Origin of the sequence: Mangrovactinospora gilvigrisea, assembly GCF_001879105.1 — a bacterium.
GTDB classification, from domain to species: Bacteria; Actinomycetota; Actinomycetes; order Streptomycetales; family Streptomycetaceae; genus Mangrovactinospora; species Mangrovactinospora gilvigrisea.
The window spans coordinates 46,781-63,643 of record NZ_MLCF01000009.1; the positions used below are offsets into that span (position 1 = coordinate 46,781).

Annotated in this window: 18 protein-coding genes; 8 read left to right on the forward strand and 10 right to left on the reverse strand. The window is 71.6% G+C overall.

Features of this window, described 5'->3' with window-relative positions:
* Positions 1-103: 103 nt before the first annotated feature.
* Positions 104-1,348, reverse strand: coding sequence for an ROK family transcriptional regulator (locus tag BIV57_RS03150; protein WP_079169959.1), 1,245 nt, complete (start codon positions 1,346-1,348; stop codon positions 104-106).
* 172 nt (positions 1,349-1,520) lie between these two features.
* Here BIV57_RS03150 and BIV57_RS03155 point away from each other — a divergent pair, with 172 nt between their 5' ends.
* The 7 genes from BIV57_RS03155 to thpD all read left to right on the forward strand — a co-directional run bounded on the left by BIV57_RS03155 (position 1,521) and on the right by thpD (position 8,063).
* The gene (locus BIV57_RS03155) at positions 1,521-2,654 is read left to right on the forward strand and encodes a Gfo/Idh/MocA family protein (RefSeq protein ID WP_071655063.1); all 1,134 of its coding nucleotides are present in this window, start codon (positions 1,521-1,523) and stop codon (positions 2,652-2,654) included.
* Positions 2,651-3,574, forward strand: coding sequence for a sugar phosphate isomerase/epimerase family protein (locus tag BIV57_RS03160; protein ID WP_071655064.1), 924 nt, complete (start codon positions 2,651-2,653; stop codon positions 3,572-3,574). The genes BIV57_RS03155 and BIV57_RS03160 overlap by 4 nt, the downstream gene beginning before the upstream one ends.
* A gap of 93 nt (positions 3,575-3,667) precedes the next feature.
* Entirely contained in the window at positions 3,668-4,435 is a 768-nt protein-coding gene (locus BIV57_RS03165) for a sugar phosphate isomerase/epimerase family protein (protein WP_071655065.1), read from the forward strand.
* 373 nt (positions 4,436-4,808) lie between these two features.
* On the forward strand, positions 4,809-5,348 hold the full coding sequence (gene ectA, locus BIV57_RS03170) for a diaminobutyrate acetyltransferase (RefSeq protein WP_071655066.1): 540 nt from the start codon (positions 4,809-4,811) through the stop codon (positions 5,346-5,348).
* 87 nt (positions 5,349-5,435) lie between these two features.
* Positions 5,436-6,722, forward strand: coding sequence for a diaminobutyrate--2-oxoglutarate transaminase (ectB, locus tag BIV57_RS03175; protein ID WP_071655067.1), 1,287 nt, complete (start codon positions 5,436-5,438; stop codon positions 6,720-6,722).
* A gap of 41 nt (positions 6,723-6,763) precedes the next feature.
* Positions 6,764-7,162, forward strand: coding sequence for an ectoine synthase (locus BIV57_RS03180; RefSeq protein ID WP_071655068.1), 399 nt, complete (start codon positions 6,764-6,766; stop codon positions 7,160-7,162).
* Positions 7,163-7,166: 4 nt separating this feature from the next.
* Positions 7,167-8,063, forward strand: a complete 897-nt coding sequence (gene thpD / locus BIV57_RS03185) for an ectoine hydroxylase (RefSeq protein ID WP_071655069.1) — start codon at positions 7,167-7,169, stop codon at positions 8,061-8,063.
* A gap of 97 nt (positions 8,064-8,160) precedes the next feature.
* Here the strand turns inward: thpD and BIV57_RS24465 are convergent, their stop codons facing one another.
* The 9 genes from BIV57_RS24465 to BIV57_RS03230 all read right to left on the reverse strand — a co-directional run bounded on the left by BIV57_RS24465 (position 8,161) and on the right by BIV57_RS03230 (position 15,775).
* The gene (locus BIV57_RS24465; protein WP_139275412.1) at positions 8,161-8,643 is read right to left on the reverse strand and encodes a hypothetical protein; all 483 of its coding nucleotides are present in this window, start codon (positions 8,641-8,643) and stop codon (positions 8,161-8,163) included.
* A 355-nt stretch (positions 8,644-8,998) separates the two neighbouring features.
* Positions 8,999-9,379: a metal-sulfur cluster assembly factor gene (locus BIV57_RS03195; RefSeq protein ID WP_071655071.1), complete on the reverse strand. Its 381-nt coding sequence runs from the start codon at positions 9,377-9,379 to the stop codon at positions 8,999-9,001.
* On the reverse strand, positions 9,376-9,855 hold the full coding sequence (gene sufU / locus BIV57_RS03200) for a Fe-S cluster assembly sulfur transfer protein SufU (RefSeq protein WP_071655072.1): 480 nt from the start codon (positions 9,853-9,855) through the stop codon (positions 9,376-9,378). Before sufU ends, BIV57_RS03195 begins: the two co-directional genes overlap by 4 nt.
* A gap of 22 nt (positions 9,856-9,877) precedes the next feature.
* Complete coding sequence (locus tag BIV57_RS03205) at positions 9,878-11,119, reverse strand: cysteine desulfurase (RefSeq protein WP_107409424.1); 1,242 nt, start codon at positions 11,117-11,119, stop codon at positions 9,878-9,880.
* A 17-nt stretch (positions 11,120-11,136) separates the two neighbouring features.
* Positions 11,137-11,907, reverse strand: coding sequence for a Fe-S cluster assembly ATPase SufC (gene sufC / locus BIV57_RS03210; RefSeq protein ID WP_071655073.1), 771 nt, complete (start codon positions 11,905-11,907; stop codon positions 11,137-11,139).
* 6 nt (positions 11,908-11,913) lie between these two features.
* Positions 11,914-12,270 carry a non-heme iron oxygenase ferredoxin subunit gene (locus BIV57_RS03215; protein WP_071655074.1) on the reverse strand — a complete coding sequence of 119 codons (357 nt, stop codon included), beginning with the start codon at positions 12,268-12,270 and terminating at the stop codon, positions 11,914-11,916.
* Positions 12,267-13,460 (reverse strand): Fe-S cluster assembly protein SufD, encoded by a 1,194-nt coding sequence (gene sufD / locus BIV57_RS03220; RefSeq protein ID WP_071655075.1) that lies wholly within the window; start codon positions 13,458-13,460, stop codon positions 12,267-12,269. The genes BIV57_RS03215 and sufD overlap by 4 nt, the downstream gene beginning before the upstream one ends.
* 96 nt (positions 13,461-13,556) lie before the next feature.
* Positions 13,557-14,978, reverse strand: a complete 1,422-nt coding sequence (sufB, locus tag BIV57_RS03225) for a Fe-S cluster assembly protein SufB (RefSeq protein ID WP_071655076.1) — start codon at positions 14,976-14,978, stop codon at positions 13,557-13,559.
* Complete coding sequence (locus tag BIV57_RS03230; RefSeq protein WP_245797398.1) at positions 14,975-15,775, reverse strand: helix-turn-helix transcriptional regulator; 801 nt, start codon at positions 15,773-15,775, stop codon at positions 14,975-14,977. Before BIV57_RS03230 ends, sufB begins: the two co-directional genes overlap by 4 nt.
* 154 nt (positions 15,776-15,929) lie before the next feature.
* On the opposite strand from BIV57_RS03230, the gene BIV57_RS03235 reads away from it, so the two are divergent.
* On the forward strand, positions 15,930-16,856 hold the full coding sequence (locus BIV57_RS03235; RefSeq protein WP_071655078.1) for an ABC transporter ATP-binding protein: 927 nt from the start codon (positions 15,930-15,932) through the stop codon (positions 16,854-16,856).
* The last annotated feature ends 7 nt before the right edge of the window (positions 16,857-16,863 follow it).

The window sequence follows — 16,863 nt, forward strand, 5'->3', positions numbered from 1 at the left end:
GTGCTCCTGCGCAGAAGATCGGGTCAAGGGGGGACGAGACCCGGCCGGGAGCGGCCCTCATGCAAGCACCTTCGGCCGCTCCCGGTCAACCCGGTCGGCCCGGTCAACCCGGCCCCATCAGCCCCGTGATGCCGTCCGGGGAGAGCACCTGCTCCACCGCCAGCACCCCGCCGCCGACGTACCCCGCGCGCTTGCCCAGCTCGCTGGGCGCCAGCTCCAGGTGGCGTGTGGCCAGCGGCAGCGCGCGCCGGTAGACCACCGCCCGCACCCCGGCGATCAGCTCGTCGCCGGCCGCGGCGAGCGCCCCGCCTATCGCCAGCCGGGCCGGGTTGTAGACGTGCACCAGCAGCGCGGCGACCTCGCCGATCCGCTCGGCGGCCGCGCGGACCACGCGCAGCGCGGCCGCGTCCCCGTGGCGGACCAGCCGCACCAGGTCGCCGGTGCCGGCGAGGCCGTCCGCGTCCTGGACGGCGCCGTCCTGCCGCAGCCGGTCGAGCATCGCGGCGGTGGAGGCGACGGCCTCCACGCAGCCGGTCTTGCCGCAGCGGCAGGCGACGCCCTCGGCGCCGGGCGCGGGCATGTGGCCGATGTCGCCGGCGGCGCCGTCCGCGCCGCGGTGCAGCTCGCCGCCGGCGGAGACCAGGCCGCCGCCGATGCCGGTGCCGACCTTGAGGAAGAGCAGCGGCGTCTGGCCGGCCGGCAGGGTGCGGGCCTCGCCGAGCGCCATCAGGTTCACGTCGTTGTCGACGAGGACGGCGCAGCCGAGGCGGGCGGAGAGGTCGCGGCCGACGGGGTGGCCGTCCCAGCCGGGCATGATCGGCGGCCGGACGGGGGTGCCGGCGGCGTGGTCGACGGGGCCGGGCAGCCCGACGGCGAGCGCGCAGAGCCGGGCGGCCGCGGTGCGCTCGGCGGCACGGTCGAGCAACTCCCGGACGGTGTCGGCGAGTCGGCCGAGGACGGCGTCGGGGCCGGACTCCAGGTCGAGTGCGACGGTGGTCTCGGCGAGCAGGTCCTGGCCGAGGTCGAGGACGGCGACCCGGGCGTCCCGGGCGCCGACGTCCGCCGAGGCGACCAGCCCGGCGCGCGGGTTGAGGGCGAGGCGGGCGGCGGGCCGGCCGCGGGTGCCGCGGCGCACCGGCCCGCCCTCGGTGATCACCCCGGCCTCGATCAGCGCGTCGAGGTGCCGGGTGACGGTGGAGCGGGCCAGCCCGGCGGCGGTGACGAGTTCGGCGCGGCTGGCGGCGGCGTCGGAGGCGACGAGCCGGGCGAGCGTGGAGTAGAGCAGACCGCCGCCGTCCCGGAAGCGCAGGGCGGGCACGGTGAGTCGGGGCGCGGGGCTGTCGTCCATGACCGCAACTGTACGTCCCGCCGTACATGATTACGACTCTCAAGATGCAGAATATTCCCCCTTGATAGCGCTAATGCGCCCGATTTATGGTTCTCGCGGGACGAGACACCAAGCCGGAGCGACAGCTTCCGCATCTGCATCCGCAGGACCCACCGAAGGGAACACCCCCGCCGTGGCCCCATACCCACCGCCCCGCGCGGCCGTCATCGGCGCCGGGATGATCGCCGAGGTGCACCGGCGCGCCCTGCGCGCCGCCGGCGCCGAGCTCGCCGGCGTGCTCGCGTCCACCCCCGAACGCTCCGCCGAGACGGCCGCCGCCTGGGGCACCCGCGGCTACGCCTCCCTGGAGGAGCTGCTCGCCGACGACTCCGTCGCCGTGGTGCACGTCTGCACCCCCAACCACCTCCACGCCGAGCAGGCCGAACGCGCCCTGGACGCCGGCAGGCACGTGGTGTGCGAGAAGCCGCTGGGCGTCTCCGCCGCCGAGGCCGAGCGCCTCGCCGCGGCCGCCGAGCGCGCCGGCAAGGTGGCCGCCGTCCCGTTCGTCTACCGCTACCACCCGCTGGTGCGGGAGCTGCGGGCGCGCCGCGAGAGCGGCGAGTTCGGCGCCTGGCACCTCATCCACGGCAGCTACCTCCAGGACTGGATGCTCGCCCCGGAGGCGTCCGGCTGGCGCGTCGCCCCCGAACTGGGCGGCGCCTCGCGGGCGTTCGCCGACATCGGCTCGCACTGGTGCGACCTGGTGGAGTTCGTCACCGGCGAGCGGTTCGCCGAGCTGAGCGCGGCCCGCTCCACGGTGGTCGCCGAGCGGCCCGCGGCGACCGCCAAGTCCTTCAGCGGCGCGGCCGGCGCGGGCGACGCCCCCACCTCCGCCGTCACCACCGAGGACGCGGCCGCCCTGCTGCTGCGCACCACGGGCGGCACGCTGGCCACCGCGACCGTCTCCCAGGTCTCGGCCGGCCGCAAGAACCGGCTCTGGTTCGAGGTCGACGGCGAGCGCGGCAGCGCGGTCTTCGACCAGGAGAACCCGGAGACGGTGTGGCTGGGCGGCGCCGGCCCCGAGGGCGACCGGATCGTGCACCGCGACACCGTGCACGGGCCGTACTCCGTGCTCCCCGCCGGGCACCCGCAGGGCTACACCGACTGCTTCAACGCCTTCGTGGCCGACGTGCTCGCGGCGATCGCCACCGGCTCCGCCCCCGAGGGCCTGCCGACGTTCGCGGACGGGCTGCGCTCCGCCCGCATCGTCGACGCCTTCCTCTCCTCCTCCGCAACCGGCAACTGGACCAAGGTGACTGCCTCATGAAGCTCGGCATGCTGACCGCCTGCCTCCCGCAGTGGGACCTCGACACGATCGCCAAGTGGGCGGCGGGCCAGGGCTACCAGGCCCTGGAGGTCGCCGTCTGGCCGGGCACCGGCGGACGCGACTTCGAGGCCTCGCACCTGCCGGTGGCCTCCTTCGGCGAGAAGGAGGCGGACGAGACCCGCGCGCTCTTCGACAAGCACGGGCTGGAGCTCTCCGCCTTCGCCTACTACGAGAACAACCTGCACCCGGACCTCGACCGGCGCGGTGAGATCCGCACCCACCTCAAGCACGCCATCGACGCGGCGCAGCTGCTGGGCGTCCCCTATGTCGGGACGTTCGTGGGCCGCGACTGGACGAAGCCGGTCGCCGACAACCTCCGCGAGGCCGAGCGGATCCTGCCGGAGCTGGTGGAGTACGCGGGCGAGCGCGACGTCAAGATCATCGTCGAGAACTGCGTGATGGAGGGGTGGCACCCGGACGGCTACCCGGGCAACCTCGCCTACTCCCCCGAGCTGTGGGAGTGGATGTTCGGGCTGGGCCTCTACCTCAACTGGGACCCGTCGCACCTCACCTGGATCGGCATCGACCCGGTGGAGACGATCGCGCCGTACATCGACCGCATCGTGCACGCCCAGGCGAAGGACGTCGAGCTGCGGCCGCGCGACCGCAACCGCTACGGCCACTTCGGCCCGGCGCTGGACCGCACCGGCAACCCGTGGGACATGGGCTGGTGGCGCTACCGCGTGCCGGGCCTGGGCCAGGTCGACTGGTCCGCGGTCGTCGACCGCCTCTACGAGGCCGGCTTCACCGGCACGCTCTCCGTCGAGCACGAGGACCCGGTCTGGGGCGGCACGCCCGAGAAGGTGACGCAGGGCCTGGAGATCGCCCACCGCACGCTGCGGCCGCTGATCGTCGCGTGACCGCATGCCCCGTCAGGGGCGCGAGGAACTGCGCGGGTGAGTGAACTCAACCGCGAGCCGCCGAACCATCGCAACCAAAGGATCCGACTGCGCATGTCGACCCTCTCGCTTCAGCTGTACAGCATCCGCGACCACCTCTCCGCCGACCGGGCGGCCACGCTCAAGCGCGTCGCCGAGATCGGCTACCGCACCGTCGAGCCCTTCGGGCTCGGCAGCTTCGACAAGCCCGCCGAGGTCCGCGCCGAGGAGGCCCGCGGCCTCAAGGCCGACCTGGACGCCGCCGGCCTCTCCGTCTCCTCCGTGCACGCCGGTGTCGCCGCGGGCGACCTCTCCGGCCTGGTCGAGGAGTGCCGCATCCTCGGCACCGACACCGTCTTCATCCCGGTCCCCGGCCTCCTCCAGGGCTTCGAGGGCGATGTGTTCGGCGACGCCGAGAAGCTCTCCGCCTTCGCCGCCCGCGTCAACGCCGCCGCCGCCGAGCTCGCGGACTCCGGCATCCGCCTCGGCTACCACAACCACGCCTTCGAGTGGCCGGGCTACGAGTCCTTCTGGACGCAGGCCGACGACCGCGTCCTCGCCGAGCTGGACGTCTACTGGGCGACCGTCGCCGGCCAGGACCCGGCCGCGCTGCTCGCCGCGCTCGGCGAGCGCTGCGTCGCCGTGCACCTCAAGGACGGCCCCGCCAAGCAGGGCGAGCCGCAGACGCCGATCGGCACCGGCGATGTCGACGTGCCCGCCGCCATCGCCGCCGCCCCGTGGCTCGACTGGCACATCGCGGAGATCGACACCACCGAGCAGGACGAGCTGGAGCTGCTCGCCGCCAACCGCGCCAAGCTGCTGGAGCTGGGCACCAAGGCGTAGCACCCGCCCCCCTGCCGGCACCCACGGAGCCCGGTCCGCGCCCTTCGGTCGCGCGGACCGGGCTCCGTGGTTTTCCGCGTGAATCCCCACGAAGGGGCATTGCCGTCAGCTCTCCTGCCCCGATCCGAAAACCCCAAACCATCGGGTTCCTTCACACGAATGAAAGGGCTCACCCAAACGGGCAAGTGCTGTTACCGAACCGTGACCTAATGCCGAGTTGGCGGCGACAAATCACCCTATGTCCGACCAGAAACTCGTGGTCGCTGTGACCGGCACCACACTGCCATGTTTCCGGCGGTTAACACAATTCTCCGCCCTCCGGAACCCCGCCTGGCGGTGCAATCCCCCGATCCTCTCGGTAAGTTCTTTATGCATGACCTCCGCAAGACCCGAAATCACCTCCCCCGAAGCCGCATCGGACGCAGATTCTTTTGACGTTCCGGGGGTCGAGGACGGGGCCGCGATCTGGCGGCTGGCACGCGACTCGAAGACCCTGGACCTCAACTCGTCCTACAGCTACCTGCTGTGGTGCCGGGACTTCGCCCGCACCTCCGTCATCGCCAGATCCGCCGACGGCGAGCCGGCCGGCTTCATCACCGGCTACGTCCGCCCCGACGAGCCCCGCGCCCTGGTGGTCTGGCAGGTCGCCGTGGACGCCGCGCAACGCGGCCGGGGACTCGCCGGCCGGATGCTCGACCACCTCGCCGACCGGGTCGCCGGCGACGCCGAACCCGGCTCGCCGGTGCGGGAGATCGAGACCACCATCACCGCCGACAACGCTGCCTCCATCGCCCTGTTCAGCGCCTTCGCCCGGCGCCGCGGCACCTCCGTGGAACGGCGCGTGCTCTTCGACGACGCGCTCTTCCCCGACGGCCACCCGGCCGAGGAGCTGCACCGCATCCCGCTCCACTGACGACTCCGCGCCCGCCCCGAGCCCGCGTCCCCACGCACATCCGCACGTCCCGCACGTCCGAGACTCCCCGAAGGAGCCGCACGCCCGATGAACGTCTTCGAAGCGCTCGAGTCCGAGGTCCGCAGCTACTGCCGCGGCTGGCCTGCCGTCTTCGACCGCGCCCAGGGCAGCTGGATCCACGACGAGGACGGCCGCGCCTACCTCGACTTCTTCGCCGGCGCCGGAACCCTCAACTACGGCCACAACCACCCGGTGCTGAAGGAGGCGCTGCTGCACTACCTGCAGCGCGACGGCATCACCCACAGCCTGGACATGTTCAGCGCCGCCAAGCGCAGCTTCCTGGAGCGCTTCCACGAGGTGGTGCTGCACCCCCGCGGCCTCGACTACAAGGTGCAGTTCCCCGGCCCGGCCGGCACCAACGCCGTGGAGGCCGCGCTCAAACTGGCCCGCAAGGTCACCGGGCGCGAGACGGTCATCTCCTTCACCAACGCCTTCCACGGCATGACGCTCGGCGCGCTCGCCGTCACCGGCAACTCCATGAAGCGCTCCGGCGCGGGCGTCCCGCTGGACCACCATGTCGCCATGCCGTTCGACGGGTTCCTCGACGGCCGCACCCCGGACTTCCTGTGGCTGGAGTCGGTGCTCGACGACAGCGGCAGCGGCATCGACGTGCCCGCCGCCGTCATCGTAGAGACCGTCCAGGGCGAGGGCGGCGTCAACGTCGCCAGCGCCGAGTGGCTGCGCGGCCTCTCCGAGCTGTGCAAGCGGCGCGGCATGCTGCTGATCGTCGACGACGTGCAGATGGGCTGCGGCCGCACCGGCGCCTTCTTCTCCTTCGAGGAGGCGGGGATCGTCCCGGACATCGTCACCCTCTCGAAGTCCATCGGCGGCTACGGCCTGCCGCTGGCCCTCACCCTCTTCCGCCCCGAGCTGGACGTGTGGGAGCCGGGCGAGCACAACGGCACCTTCCGCGGGCCCAACCCGAGCTTCGTCACCGCCACCGCGGCGCTCGACCACTTCTGGGCCGACGGCACCATGGAGAAGCAGACGCTCGCCAAGGGCCGGCTCGTCCACGACCGGCTGACCTCCCTCCAGGAGGAGCTGGACGCCGCCCGCCCGGGGCTCGGCATCGACGTCCGCGGCCGCGGCCTGGTCTGGGGCCTCGCCTTCGACGACGAGGAGATCGCCGACGAGATCTGCTCCGCCGCCTTCGACAACGGGCTGCTGCTGGAGACGTCCGGCCCGCGCAGCGAGGTCGTCAAGCTGCTGCCGCCGCTCACCGTGAGCGCCGAGGAGCTCCACCGCGGCCTGGACATCCTCGCCGACGCCGCCCGCAGCGCGGTGGACCGGCGCCGCGAGCCCGTCGCCGCCTGACCCGCCACCACGTCCCCCGAAGAACCTGGAGGTTCACCCCCGTGCTCGTACGCTCCCTCGACGAGGTCACCGGAACCGACCGCGACGTCACCGCCGAGACCGGCACGTGGCGCAGCCGCCGCATCATCCTCGCCAAGGAGGGCGTCGGCTTCTCCGTCCACCACACGATCATGTACGCCGGGACCGAGACGGAGATGTGGTACGCCAACCACATCGAGGCCGTCTACTGCGTGCAGGGCGAGGGCGAGCTGACCGACGAGGAGACCGGCGAGAAGCACTGGATCACGCCGGGCACCCTCTACCTGCTGGACAAGCACGACCGACACACCATGCGGCCCAAGACCGACCTGCACTTCGTCTGCGTCTTCAACCCCCCGGTCACCGGCCGGGAGGTGCACGACGAGAACGGCGTCTACCCGCTGATGACCGAGGAGGGCTGACCGAATGACCACCGCACCGATACGCACCGACCTCTACCCCACCCGCGGCGCGGCCGAGGAGACGACCCCTCGGCAGGACCCGGTCGTCTGGTCGGCGCCGGGCACGCCGGGGCCGATCGCGGCCGACGACCTCTCCGCCTTCGACCGGGACGGCTTCCTCGCCGTCGACCAGCTGGTCGGGCCGGAGGAGGTGGCCGAGCTGCGGGCCGAGATGGACCGGATCACCGGGGACCCGCGGATCAAGGCCGACGAGCGCTCCATCGTCGAGCCGCGGTCCCAGGAGATCCGCTCGGTCTTCGAGATCCACCGGATCAGCGAGGTCTTCGGCCGGCTCGCCTCGGACCCGCGCCTGGTGGAGCGCGCCCGGCAGATCCTCGGCTCGGACGTCTACATCCACCAGTCCCGGATCAACCTCAAGCCGGGCTTCGGGGCCAGCGGGTTCTACTGGCACTCCGACTTCGAGACCTGGCACGCCGAGGACGGGCTGCCGCGGATGCGGGCGGTCTCGGTGTCCGTCGCACTCACCGAGAACTACCCGACCAACGGCAGTCTGATGATCATGCCGGGGTCGCACAAGACGTTCCTGGGCTGCGCGGGGGCCACCCCGAAGGACAACTACAAGCGGTCGCTGCAGATGCAGGACGCCGGCACCCCGTCGAACGAGGCGCTCACCTCGCTCGCCTCGGACTACGGCATCCGGCAGTTCACCGGCAGCGCCGGCTCGGCGACCTGGTTCGACTGCAACTGCATGCACGGCTCCGGCGACAACATCACGCCGTACGCGCGCAGCAACGTCTTCCTCGTCTTCAACAGCGTGGAGAACGCGGCGGAGGAGCCGTTCGCGGCGCCCGTGCCGCGGCCCGACTTCATCGGGGCGCGCGACTTCACACCGATCCGCTGACGCGGATCCCTTGAACGACCGGCCGGGGAAGGGCATCGGGGTTGCCGCTTCCCCGGCCGGTCATGCTCTGCCGGGCATGGGAGTGCCGGGCACCGCGTCAGCCGCACACCCGCAGCGTCCGCGCCTTCAGCGCGGCCTTGCGCGCCGCCCGCGCCGCGACGGGAGAGTCGAGCACGCGCCCCGCGACGTCCAGCACGAACCCCGCCTCGGGGTGGCCGGTGCGCCGCACCTCCTCCGCGCCCCCCGGCACGGCCAGCACCTCGTAGAGGTCGGAGAAGGCCAGCGCCTCCATCAGCGCCTCCTCCGCCTCCTCGCTGTCGTCGAAGAGCACCGCGAACGGCCCGACCTCCATCTCGACCTCGGACCCCCGCTCCTCCTCGACCAGCCTCAGCTGCCCCGCCAGCTCCTCCACCTGACGCCAGAGCAGCTCCCCGCGCTCCTCCGCCGTCCGCGCCACCCCCGCCTTCGCGTCCGGCGGGACTTCGACGGCCACTCCACCCCCCACCACCAGCCGGAGCAGCCCGTGCCGAGGCTGCTTCGCTGCAACTCCTGGGAAGGTCGGGAAGCTGGTGCTGGGCATGAACATTCCTCGGGATCGGGGGGTCGGACGTGTCACCCTGCGCGAGCGGACGCGCGGCCGACACGTTTCGGATACGGGCGCCCAATCTACCGGCGCCACGGCGCCGCGCGTTCCGGAACCCGCAACCGGACCGAGCTGCTCTGACCACCCCCGAGCGGTTCCGTCACACCGTCAACTCCCGTGCAGCTCAGGGGTGTCGGAGTGACGACTCTCACGCCGCCCTGCGTCGCTCGCAACCCCCCGCAACCACGGTGACACGCCGAACGCCCGGACCCCGTCCGGAAGGACGGCGATCCGGGCGTCCGGCACCACCTGTCAATTGCCGCTACTCAGCGCAACTGGCTACCGTCGGTGATCAGACGTTGAAGCCCAGCGCCCGCAGCTGCTCCCGACCGTCGTCGGTGATCTTGTCGGGGCCCCACGGCGGCATCCAGACCCAGTTGATCCGCAGCTCCTCGACGATGCCCTCCGTCGCGCTGCGCGCCTGGTCCTCGATCACATCGGTGAGCGGGCAGGCCGCGCTGGTGAGCGTCATGTCGACGGTGGCGACGTTCTGCTCGTCGATGTGCAGGCCGTAGATGAGGCCCAGATTGACGACATCGATCCCCAGCTCGGGGTCGACGACGTCCATCATCGCCTCCTTGACCTCCTCGACGCCGGCCGTGCCCGCCGACGTCCAGCCGTACGACTCGGTGTCCTCCGCGGTAACCGCGGAGGCGGCGGTCTCGTCACTCATGCCGACTTCCTCTCCTGCTCCTTCTGCACCGCCTGGGAGGCCGCGTCCTTCAGGGCCATCCAGCTCAGCAGAGCACACTTGACGCGGGCCGGGTACTTGGCCACGCCCGCGAAGGCGATCCCGTCGTCCAGGATCTCCTCCAGCTCCTCGTCGCTGCGGTCCAGCTCGTGGCCGCGGCTCTGCATCAGCTCCAGGAAGACGTCCCCGGTCGCGAGCGCCTCCGCCACGGTGTGCCCGACCACCAGGTCGTTGAGGACCGAGGCGCTCGCCTGGCTGATCGAGCAGCCCTGCGAGGCGTAGGAGACGTCCTCGATGGTCTGCCCGTCGGCGCCGCCGAGACGCACCCGAAGGGTGATCTCGTCGCCGCACGTCGGGTTGACGTGGTGCACCTCGGCGTCACCGTCCCGCAGGCCCTTGCCGTGCGGGTTGCGGTAGTGGTCGAGGATCACGTCCTGGTACATGGAATCGAGCTTCACCGTTGACCTCTGCTCCCCATCGTCACGCGAAGAACCGCCGCACGGTCTGGAGCCCGTCCACGAGGGCGTCGACCTCCGCCGGCGTCGAGTACAGATAGAACGACGCCCGCGTCGTCGCGGGAATTCCGTACCGCAGGCAGACCGGCCGCGCGCAGTGGTGCCCGACGCGCACCGCGACGCCCTGCTCGTCCAGCACCTGGCCGACGTCGTGCGGGTGGATGTCGCCGAGGGTGAAGGAGAGCACCGCGCCGCGCTCCTCGGCCGTGGTGGGGCCGATCAGCCGCAGGTCCTCGACCTCCTTGAGCCGCTCCAGCGCGTAGGCGGTGAGGGCGTGCTCGTGCTCGGCGATCCGCTCCATGCCGATCGACTGCAGGTAGTCCACCGCGGCGCCGAGCCCGATCGCCTCGGCGATCGGCGGGGTGCCGGCCTCGTACTTGTAGGGCACCGGGGCGAAGGTGGACTGCTCCATGGTGACCGTCTCGATCATCTCGCCGCCGCCGAGGAACGGCGGCAGGTCCTGGAGCAGCTCCTGGCGGCCCCACAGGATGCCGATCCCGGTGGGGCCGAGCATCTTGTGGCCGGTGAAGCCGACGAAGTCGGCGCCGAGCGCCTGCACGTCCAGCGGGGCGTGCGGGGCCAGTTGGGCGGCGTCGAGCAGGGTGAGCGCGCCGACGTCGTGCGCCCGCCGGATGATCTGCTCCAGCGGGGGCCGGGTGCCGAGCACGTTGGAGGCCACCGAGAAGGCGACGATCTTGGCCTTGTCGGTGATGACCGACTCGATGTCGGAGAGGTCGAGGTGCCCCTCGTCGTCGAGGCGGAACCACTTCAGCGTGGCGCCGGTGCGCTGCGCCAGCAGCTGCCACGGCACGATGTTGGAGTGGTGCTCCATCTCGGTGATGACGATCTCGTCGTCCGGGCCCACCCGGTACGGCTCGTCGGCCGTGCCGAGCAGGTTGGCCACCAGGTTGATCGACTCCGAGACGTTCTTGGTGAAGATCACCTCTTCCCGCGGGGCGTTGATGAACGCCGCGATCTTGTCGCGGGCGCCCTCGTAGAGGGCGGTGGCCTCCTCCGCGAGGGTGTGCACCCCGCGGTGGACGTTGGCGTGGTGCCGCTCGTAGTACTGCGACATCGCGTCGATGACCTGCCGGGGCCGCTGCGAGGACGCCGCGGAGTCCAGGAAGGCCAGCTTCCGCCCGTTGACCTCGCGGTCCAGGATCGGGAAGTCCTTGCGGATGGCGTCGGTGTCCAGCAGCCCGGGCAGCACGCCGGTGGAAGAGGTCACGCGCTCGCGCCCCCCTTCACGTACTTCTCGTAGCCGTTCTCCTCCAGCTCGTCGGCGAGCTCGGAGCCGCCCGACTCGGCGATCCGGCCGTCGGCGAAGACGTGCACGAAGTCCGGCTTGATGTAGCGGAGGATGCGCGTGTAGTGGGTGATCAGCAGGGTGCCGACCTCGCCGCCCTCGCGGACCCGGTTGACGCCCTCGGAGACGATCCGCAGCGCGTCGACGTCGAGGCCCGAGTCGGTCTCGTCGAGGATCGCCGTCTTCGGCTTGAGCAGCTCCAGCTGAAGGATCTCGTGGCGCTTCTTCTCGCCGCCGGAGAAGCCCTCGTTGACGCTGCGCTCGGCGAACGCCGGGTCGATCTGGAGGCGCTCCATGGCCTCGCGCACCTCCTTGACCCAGGTGCGGAGCTTGGGGGCCTCGCCGCGGATCGCGGTGGCGGAGGTGCGCAGGAAGTTGGAGACGGAGACGCCGGGCACCTCGACGGGGTACTGCATGGCGAGGAAGAGGCCGGCGCGGGCCCGCTCGTCGACGCTCATGGAGAGCACGTCCTCGCCGTCCAGCAGCACGGTGCCGGAGGTGATCGTGTACTTGGGGTGGCCCGCCAGCGAGTAGGCCAGGGTGGACTTGCCGGAGCCGTTCGGGCCCATGATGGCGTGCGTCTCGCCCTGCTTCACCGTCAGGTCGACGCCGCGCAGGATCTCCTTGCCGGGCCCGTTCTCGCCGTCGTCGACGGAGACGTGCAGGTCGTGAATCTCAAGAGTGGCCATGGGTGTTCAGGACTCCAGCTGGTTGGCGGGGACGAGCGAGACGCGGACGGCCGCGTCGGGGCCCTCGCCCTCGATCTTGACGGGGTAGACGGGAACCGGACGGGTGGCCGGCAGCGAGGTGGGCTTCCCGGAGCGCAGGTCGAACGCGGAGCCGTGCAGCCAGCACTCGATGGTGCAGTCCTCGACCTCGCCCTCGGAGAGGGAGACGTTGGCGTGCGAGCAGATGTCGTTGATCGCGAACACCTCGCCGCCGGTGCGCACCACCGAGACGGCGGTGCCGTCGAGGACGACCCGCTTGGGGGCGTCCTCCTCCAGCTCGCCCAGCAGGCAGGCGGTCACGAAGGACTCGGCGGGGGCGCTCATGCGACCGACCTCGACAGCTCGGAGTCGACCTTCTCCATCAGCCGGTCCTGCACCTCGGGGAGGCCGATGCGCTGCACCAGGTCGGCGAAGAAGCCGCGCACCACCAGGCGCCGCGCCTCGTCCGCGGGGATGCCGCGGGCCTGGAGGTAGAACAGCTGCTCGTCGTCGAACCGGCCGGTGGCCGAGGCGTGGCCGGCGCCGACGATCTCGCCGGTCTCGATCTCCAGGTTGGGCACCGAGTGCACCTGGGCGCCCTCGGTGAGCACCAGGTTGCGGTTGAGCTCGTAGGTGTCGGTGCCCTCGGCCTTCGCCTGGATCAGCACGTCGCCGATCCACACCGCGGTGGCCTCCTTGCCCTGCAGCGCGCCCTTGTAGGCGGCGTTGGAGCGGCAGTGCGGCTGGTCGTGGTCGATGAACAGCCGGTGCTCCAGGTGCTGGTTGCTGTCGGCGAAGTAGAGCCCGAAAAGCTCGGCCTCGCCGCCCGGCCCGGCGTAGTGGACGCGCGGGTTGAGCCGCACCACGTCGCCGCCGAAGGTGACCACCACGGACTTGAAGGAGGCGTCCCGCCCGACCAGCGCGGTGTGCTGGGCGGCGTGCACGGCGGTGTCGTCCCAGTCCTGGACGGAGACGACGGTGAGCTTGGCGCCGTCGCCGAGGACGTACTCGACGTTGCCCGCGAGCACCGCGTCGCCGGTGTGCTCGATGACGACCATGGCCTCGGCGAACGCGCCCAGCTCGACGACCTGGTGGGCGTAGGCGGTGCCGCCCTCGCCGTGCACGGTGATGCGCACCGGCTCGTCGAGCACCGTCTCCTTGGGCACGGTGACGATCCCGGCCTTCTCGAAGGCGCTGTAGGCCTGCGCGGCGACCCGGTCGGCGGGCTTGCCGGCCCGGCCGAGCCGCGCGTCGCCGCGGCCGACGGTCTCCACCACGACGCCCGCGGGGGCGACGACGTCCACCCGGATCTCGCCGCCGGCCTCGGCGGTGCCGTCGTGCAGCCCGCGGAGGCGGCCCAGCGGGGTGAACCGCCATTCCTCCTCGCGGCCCAGCGGCACGGCGAAGTCGGCGACGTCGAAGGAGGTGACGCCCTGCACGCGGGCGTCCGCGGGCTGCGAGGGCAGCGTCGGATCGACGTCCAGGACGCCCTCGGTCTTGGCGGATCCGCCGCCGCGGTTGGTCACGTCAGCCATGGCTGTCGTCGAACTCGCTTCCTACGTAGGCTCACACGGGTTCCCCCGGCCGGGCGCCGCCGCCCGGCCGCGGGTGGGTACTGCGACGGATCGGCGTCAGCCGACCGCGCCCTCCATCTGCAGCTCGATCAGCCGGTTGAGCTCCAGGGCGTACTCCATCGGCAGCTCGCGGGCGATCGGCTCGACGAAGCCGCGCACGATCATCGCCATCGCCTCCTGCTCGGTGAGGCCGCGGCTCATCAGGTAGAAGAGCTGGTCCTCGCTGACCTTGGAGACCGTCGCCTCGTGGCCCATGGACACGTCGTCCACCCGCACGTCCTGGTACGGGTAGGTGTCGGAGCGGGAGATCTGGTCGACCAGCAGCGCGTCGCAGAGCACGTTGGACTTGGAGCCCTCGGCGCCCTCGGCGACCTCGATCAGGCCGCGGTAGGAGGTGCGGCCGCCGCCGCGCGCCACCGACTTGGAGACGATCGACGAGGAGGTGTTCGGCGCCAGGTGCACCATCTTGGCGCCCGCGTCCTGGTGCTGGCCCTCGCCGGCGAAGGCGATGGAGAGCGTCTCGCCCTTGGCGTGCTCGCCCATCAGGTAGACGGCCGGGTACTTCATCGTCACCTTGGAGCCGATGTTGCCGTCGATCCACTCCATGGTGGCGCCCTCGTAGGCGACAGCGCGCTTGGTGACCAGGTTGTAGACGTTGTTCGACCAGTTCTGGATGGTCGTGTACCGGCAGCGGGCGTTCTTCTTGACGATGATCTCGACGACCGCGGAGTGCAGCGAGTCCGACTTGTAGATCGGCGCGGTGCAGCCCTCGACGTAGTGGACGTAGGCGCCCTCGTCGACGATGATCAGCGTCCGTTCGAACTGGCCCATGTTCTCGGTGTTGATCCGGAAGTAGGCCTGCAGCGGAATCTCGACGTGCACCCCCTTCGGCACGTAGATGAAGCTGCCGCCGGACCAGACCGCGGTGTTCAGCGAGGCGAACTTGTTGTCGCCGGCCGGGATGACCGTGCCGAAGTACTCCTGGAACAGCTCCGGGTGCTCCTTGAGCGCCGTGTCGGTGTCCAGGAAGATGACGCCCTGCTCCTCGAGGTCCTCGCGGATCTTGTGGTAGACGACCTCGGACTCGTACTGCGCGGCGACACCCGCGACCAGCCGCTGCTTCTCCGCCTCGGGGATGCCCAGCTTGTCGTAGGTGTTCTTGATGTCCTCGGGCAGCTCCTCCCAGGAGGCGGCCTGCTGCTCGGTGGAGCGGACGAAGTACTTGATGGTGTTGAAGTCGATGCCGGACAGGTCGGAGCCCCAGGTCGGCATGGGCTTCTTGCCGAAGAGCTTGAGGCCCTTGAGCCGCATCCTCAGCATCCACTCGGGCTCGGACTTCTTCGCCGAGATGTCGCGGACGACGTCCTCGTTGAGGCCGCGGCGCGCCGCCGCGCCGGCCGCGTCCGAGTCGGCCCAGCCGTACTCGTAGTTGCCCAGACCCTCGAGTTCGGGGTGGGCAGTCTCCGTGGGCAGAGTCATGCGGAGTTCCTCCCGGAGGCCAGACTGTCGGTTGCGGCAGACGGCTTCGCCGATGGTTGCTTCGTGGATGCTGCTGATGGTGACGGTGGATCGATGGGTGGTGCCGCGGCGGGCGGCGGGACGTACGTGGTGCACACCCCGTCGCCGTGCGCGATGGTCGCCAGCCGCTGCACATGCGTGCCGAGGAGCTCGGAGAAGACCTCCGTCTCGACCTCGCACAGCTGCGGGAACCGCTCGGCGACATGGGCCACCGGGCAGTGGTGCTGGCACAGCTGCTCGCCGGCGCCGCGTGCGGCGGCGCCGGTGGCACGCGGCTTCGCCGTAGCAGCGTACCCGTCCGCGGTCAACGCCTCGGCCAGGGCCTTCGCCCGGGCCGCGGGGTCGGCGCGGCGCAGTGCCTCGCGATGCCGCTCGACGAAATCCGCGAGACGGGCCCGCGCGAACGCGGCCACCGCCTCGTCTCCCGCCTCGCCGCCGCCGGCGCCCCGGGCGATCCAGGCCAGGGCGTCGGCCGCGAGCTGGTCGTACGCCTGGTAGAAGGCGTCGCGCCCGGCGTCGGTGAGGGCGAACGCCTTGGCGGGACGACCCCGGCCGCGCTGCCCGTAGACCCGGCGCTCGCGCGCCTCGACCAGGCCGTCGGCGAGCAGTGCGTCCAGATGCCGGCGCACCGCCGCCGCCGTGAGGCCCAGCCGCGTGGCCAGGTCGGCCGCGGTGGACGGGCCGTGGTCCAGCAGGGAGCGGGCCACCCGGTTACGGGTGCCCGCCTCCTCCTGGTTCTCCGGCCCGACGTTTTTCACAACGCCATTGTTGCCTAATTCACGGCCTCGGATCAACACGGATCGGGCACGGTCTCCGTGGGGTCGATCACGAAGGGTCACCTAAGTCGACTCGTCGCGCCCAAAGGCGGCCCACCCACAGAACCCGCGACCCCCCTCCGTAAAATTCCCTGACATGCGAGACACCCCCGCGGTGGAACTGACCGACGTGGTCCTGCGGTACGGCGCCAAGGCCGCCCTCGACGGCATCGGCCTCACCGTCAGCCCCGGAACCCTCACCGCGGTGCTCGGCCCCAACGGCGCCGGCAAGACCACCGCCGTCGAGTGCTGCGAGGGCTACCGCCGCCCCGACTCCGGCTCCGTCCGCGTCCTCGGCCTCGACCCGATCGCGGACAACGCGGCGCTGCGGCCCCGGATCGGCGTGATGCTGCAGTCCGGCGGCGTCTACCCCGGCGCCCGGGCGGTGGAGATGCTGCGCCACACCGCCAGGCTGCACCGCAATCCGCTGCCGGTGGAGATGCTGGTCGAGCGGCTCGGCCTGGGCTCCGCCGGGCGCACCGCCTACCGGCGGCTCTCCGGCGGGCAGCAGCAGCGGCTGGCCCTGGCGATGGCCGTCGTCGGCCGCCCCGAGCTGGTCTTCCTCGACGAGCCCACCGCCGGCATGGACCCGCACGCCCGGCGCGCCACCTGGGACCTGGTCCGGGAGCTGCGCGAGGACGGCGTCACGGTGGTGCTCACCACCCATCTGATGGACGAGGCCGAGCAGTTGGCCGACCAGGTGCACATCGTGGACGGCGGCCGGGTGATCTCCTCCGGCACGCCCCGCGAGCTGACCCGCGGCGGCGCCGAGAACACGCTGCGCTTCACCAGCCGCCCCGGCCTCGACCTCGGCTCGCTGCGCAAGGCGCTGCCGGACGGGGTGGTCGCGGCGGAGCCCGCCCCCGGCGCGTACCGGATCGAGGGCGAGGTGGACCCGCAGCTGCTGGCCACCGTCACCTCCTGGTGCGCCCAGCACGGCGTGCTGCCCGACTCGCTGGGCGTGGAGACGCGCACCCTGGAAGACGTCTTCCTCGAACTGACGGGACGGGAGCTCCGGCCGTGACCACCAC

Bases quoted from the DNA above. Each gene is read 5' to 3' on its own strand.
- BIV57_RS03150 (WP_079169959.1), bottom strand. From the start codon at position 1,348: ATGGACGACAGCCCCGCGCCCCGACTCACCGTGCCCGCCCTGCGCTTC.
- BIV57_RS03160 (WP_071655064.1), top strand. From the start codon at position 2,651: ATGAAGCTCGGCATGCTGACCGCCTGCCTCCCGCAGTGGGACCTCGAC.
- BIV57_RS03165 (WP_071655065.1), top strand. From the start codon at position 3,668: ATGTCGACCCTCTCGCTTCAGCTGTACAGCATCCGCGACCACCTCTCC.
- ectA (WP_071655066.1), top strand. From the start codon at position 4,809: ATGACCTCCGCAAGACCCGAAATCACCTCCCCCGAAGCCGCATCGGAC.
- ectB (WP_071655067.1), top strand. From the start codon at position 5,436: ATGAACGTCTTCGAAGCGCTCGAGTCCGAGGTCCGCAGCTACTGCCGC.
- thpD (WP_071655069.1), top strand. From the start codon at position 7,167: ATGACCACCGCACCGATACGCACCGACCTCTACCCCACCCGCGGCGCG.
- BIV57_RS24465 (WP_139275412.1), bottom strand. From the start codon at position 8,643: ATGCCCAGCACCAGCTTCCCGACCTTCCCAGGAGTTGCAGCGAAGCAG.
- BIV57_RS03195 (WP_071655071.1), bottom strand. From the start codon at position 9,379: ATGAGTGACGAGACCGCCGCCTCCGCGGTTACCGCGGAGGACACCGAG.
- sufC (WP_071655073.1), bottom strand. From the start codon at position 11,907: ATGGCCACTCTTGAGATTCACGACCTGCACGTCTCCGTCGACGACGGC.
- BIV57_RS03215 (WP_071655074.1), bottom strand. From the start codon at position 12,270: ATGAGCGCCCCCGCCGAGTCCTTCGTGACCGCCTGCCTGCTGGGCGAG.
- sufD (WP_071655075.1), bottom strand. From the start codon at position 13,460: ATGGCTGACGTGACCAACCGCGGCGGCGGATCCGCCAAGACCGAGGGC.
- sufB (WP_071655076.1), bottom strand. From the start codon at position 14,978: ATGACTCTGCCCACGGAGACTGCCCACCCCGAACTCGAGGGTCTGGGC.
- BIV57_RS03235 (WP_071655078.1), top strand. From the start codon at position 15,930: ATGCGAGACACCCCCGCGGTGGAACTGACCGACGTGGTCCTGCGGTAC.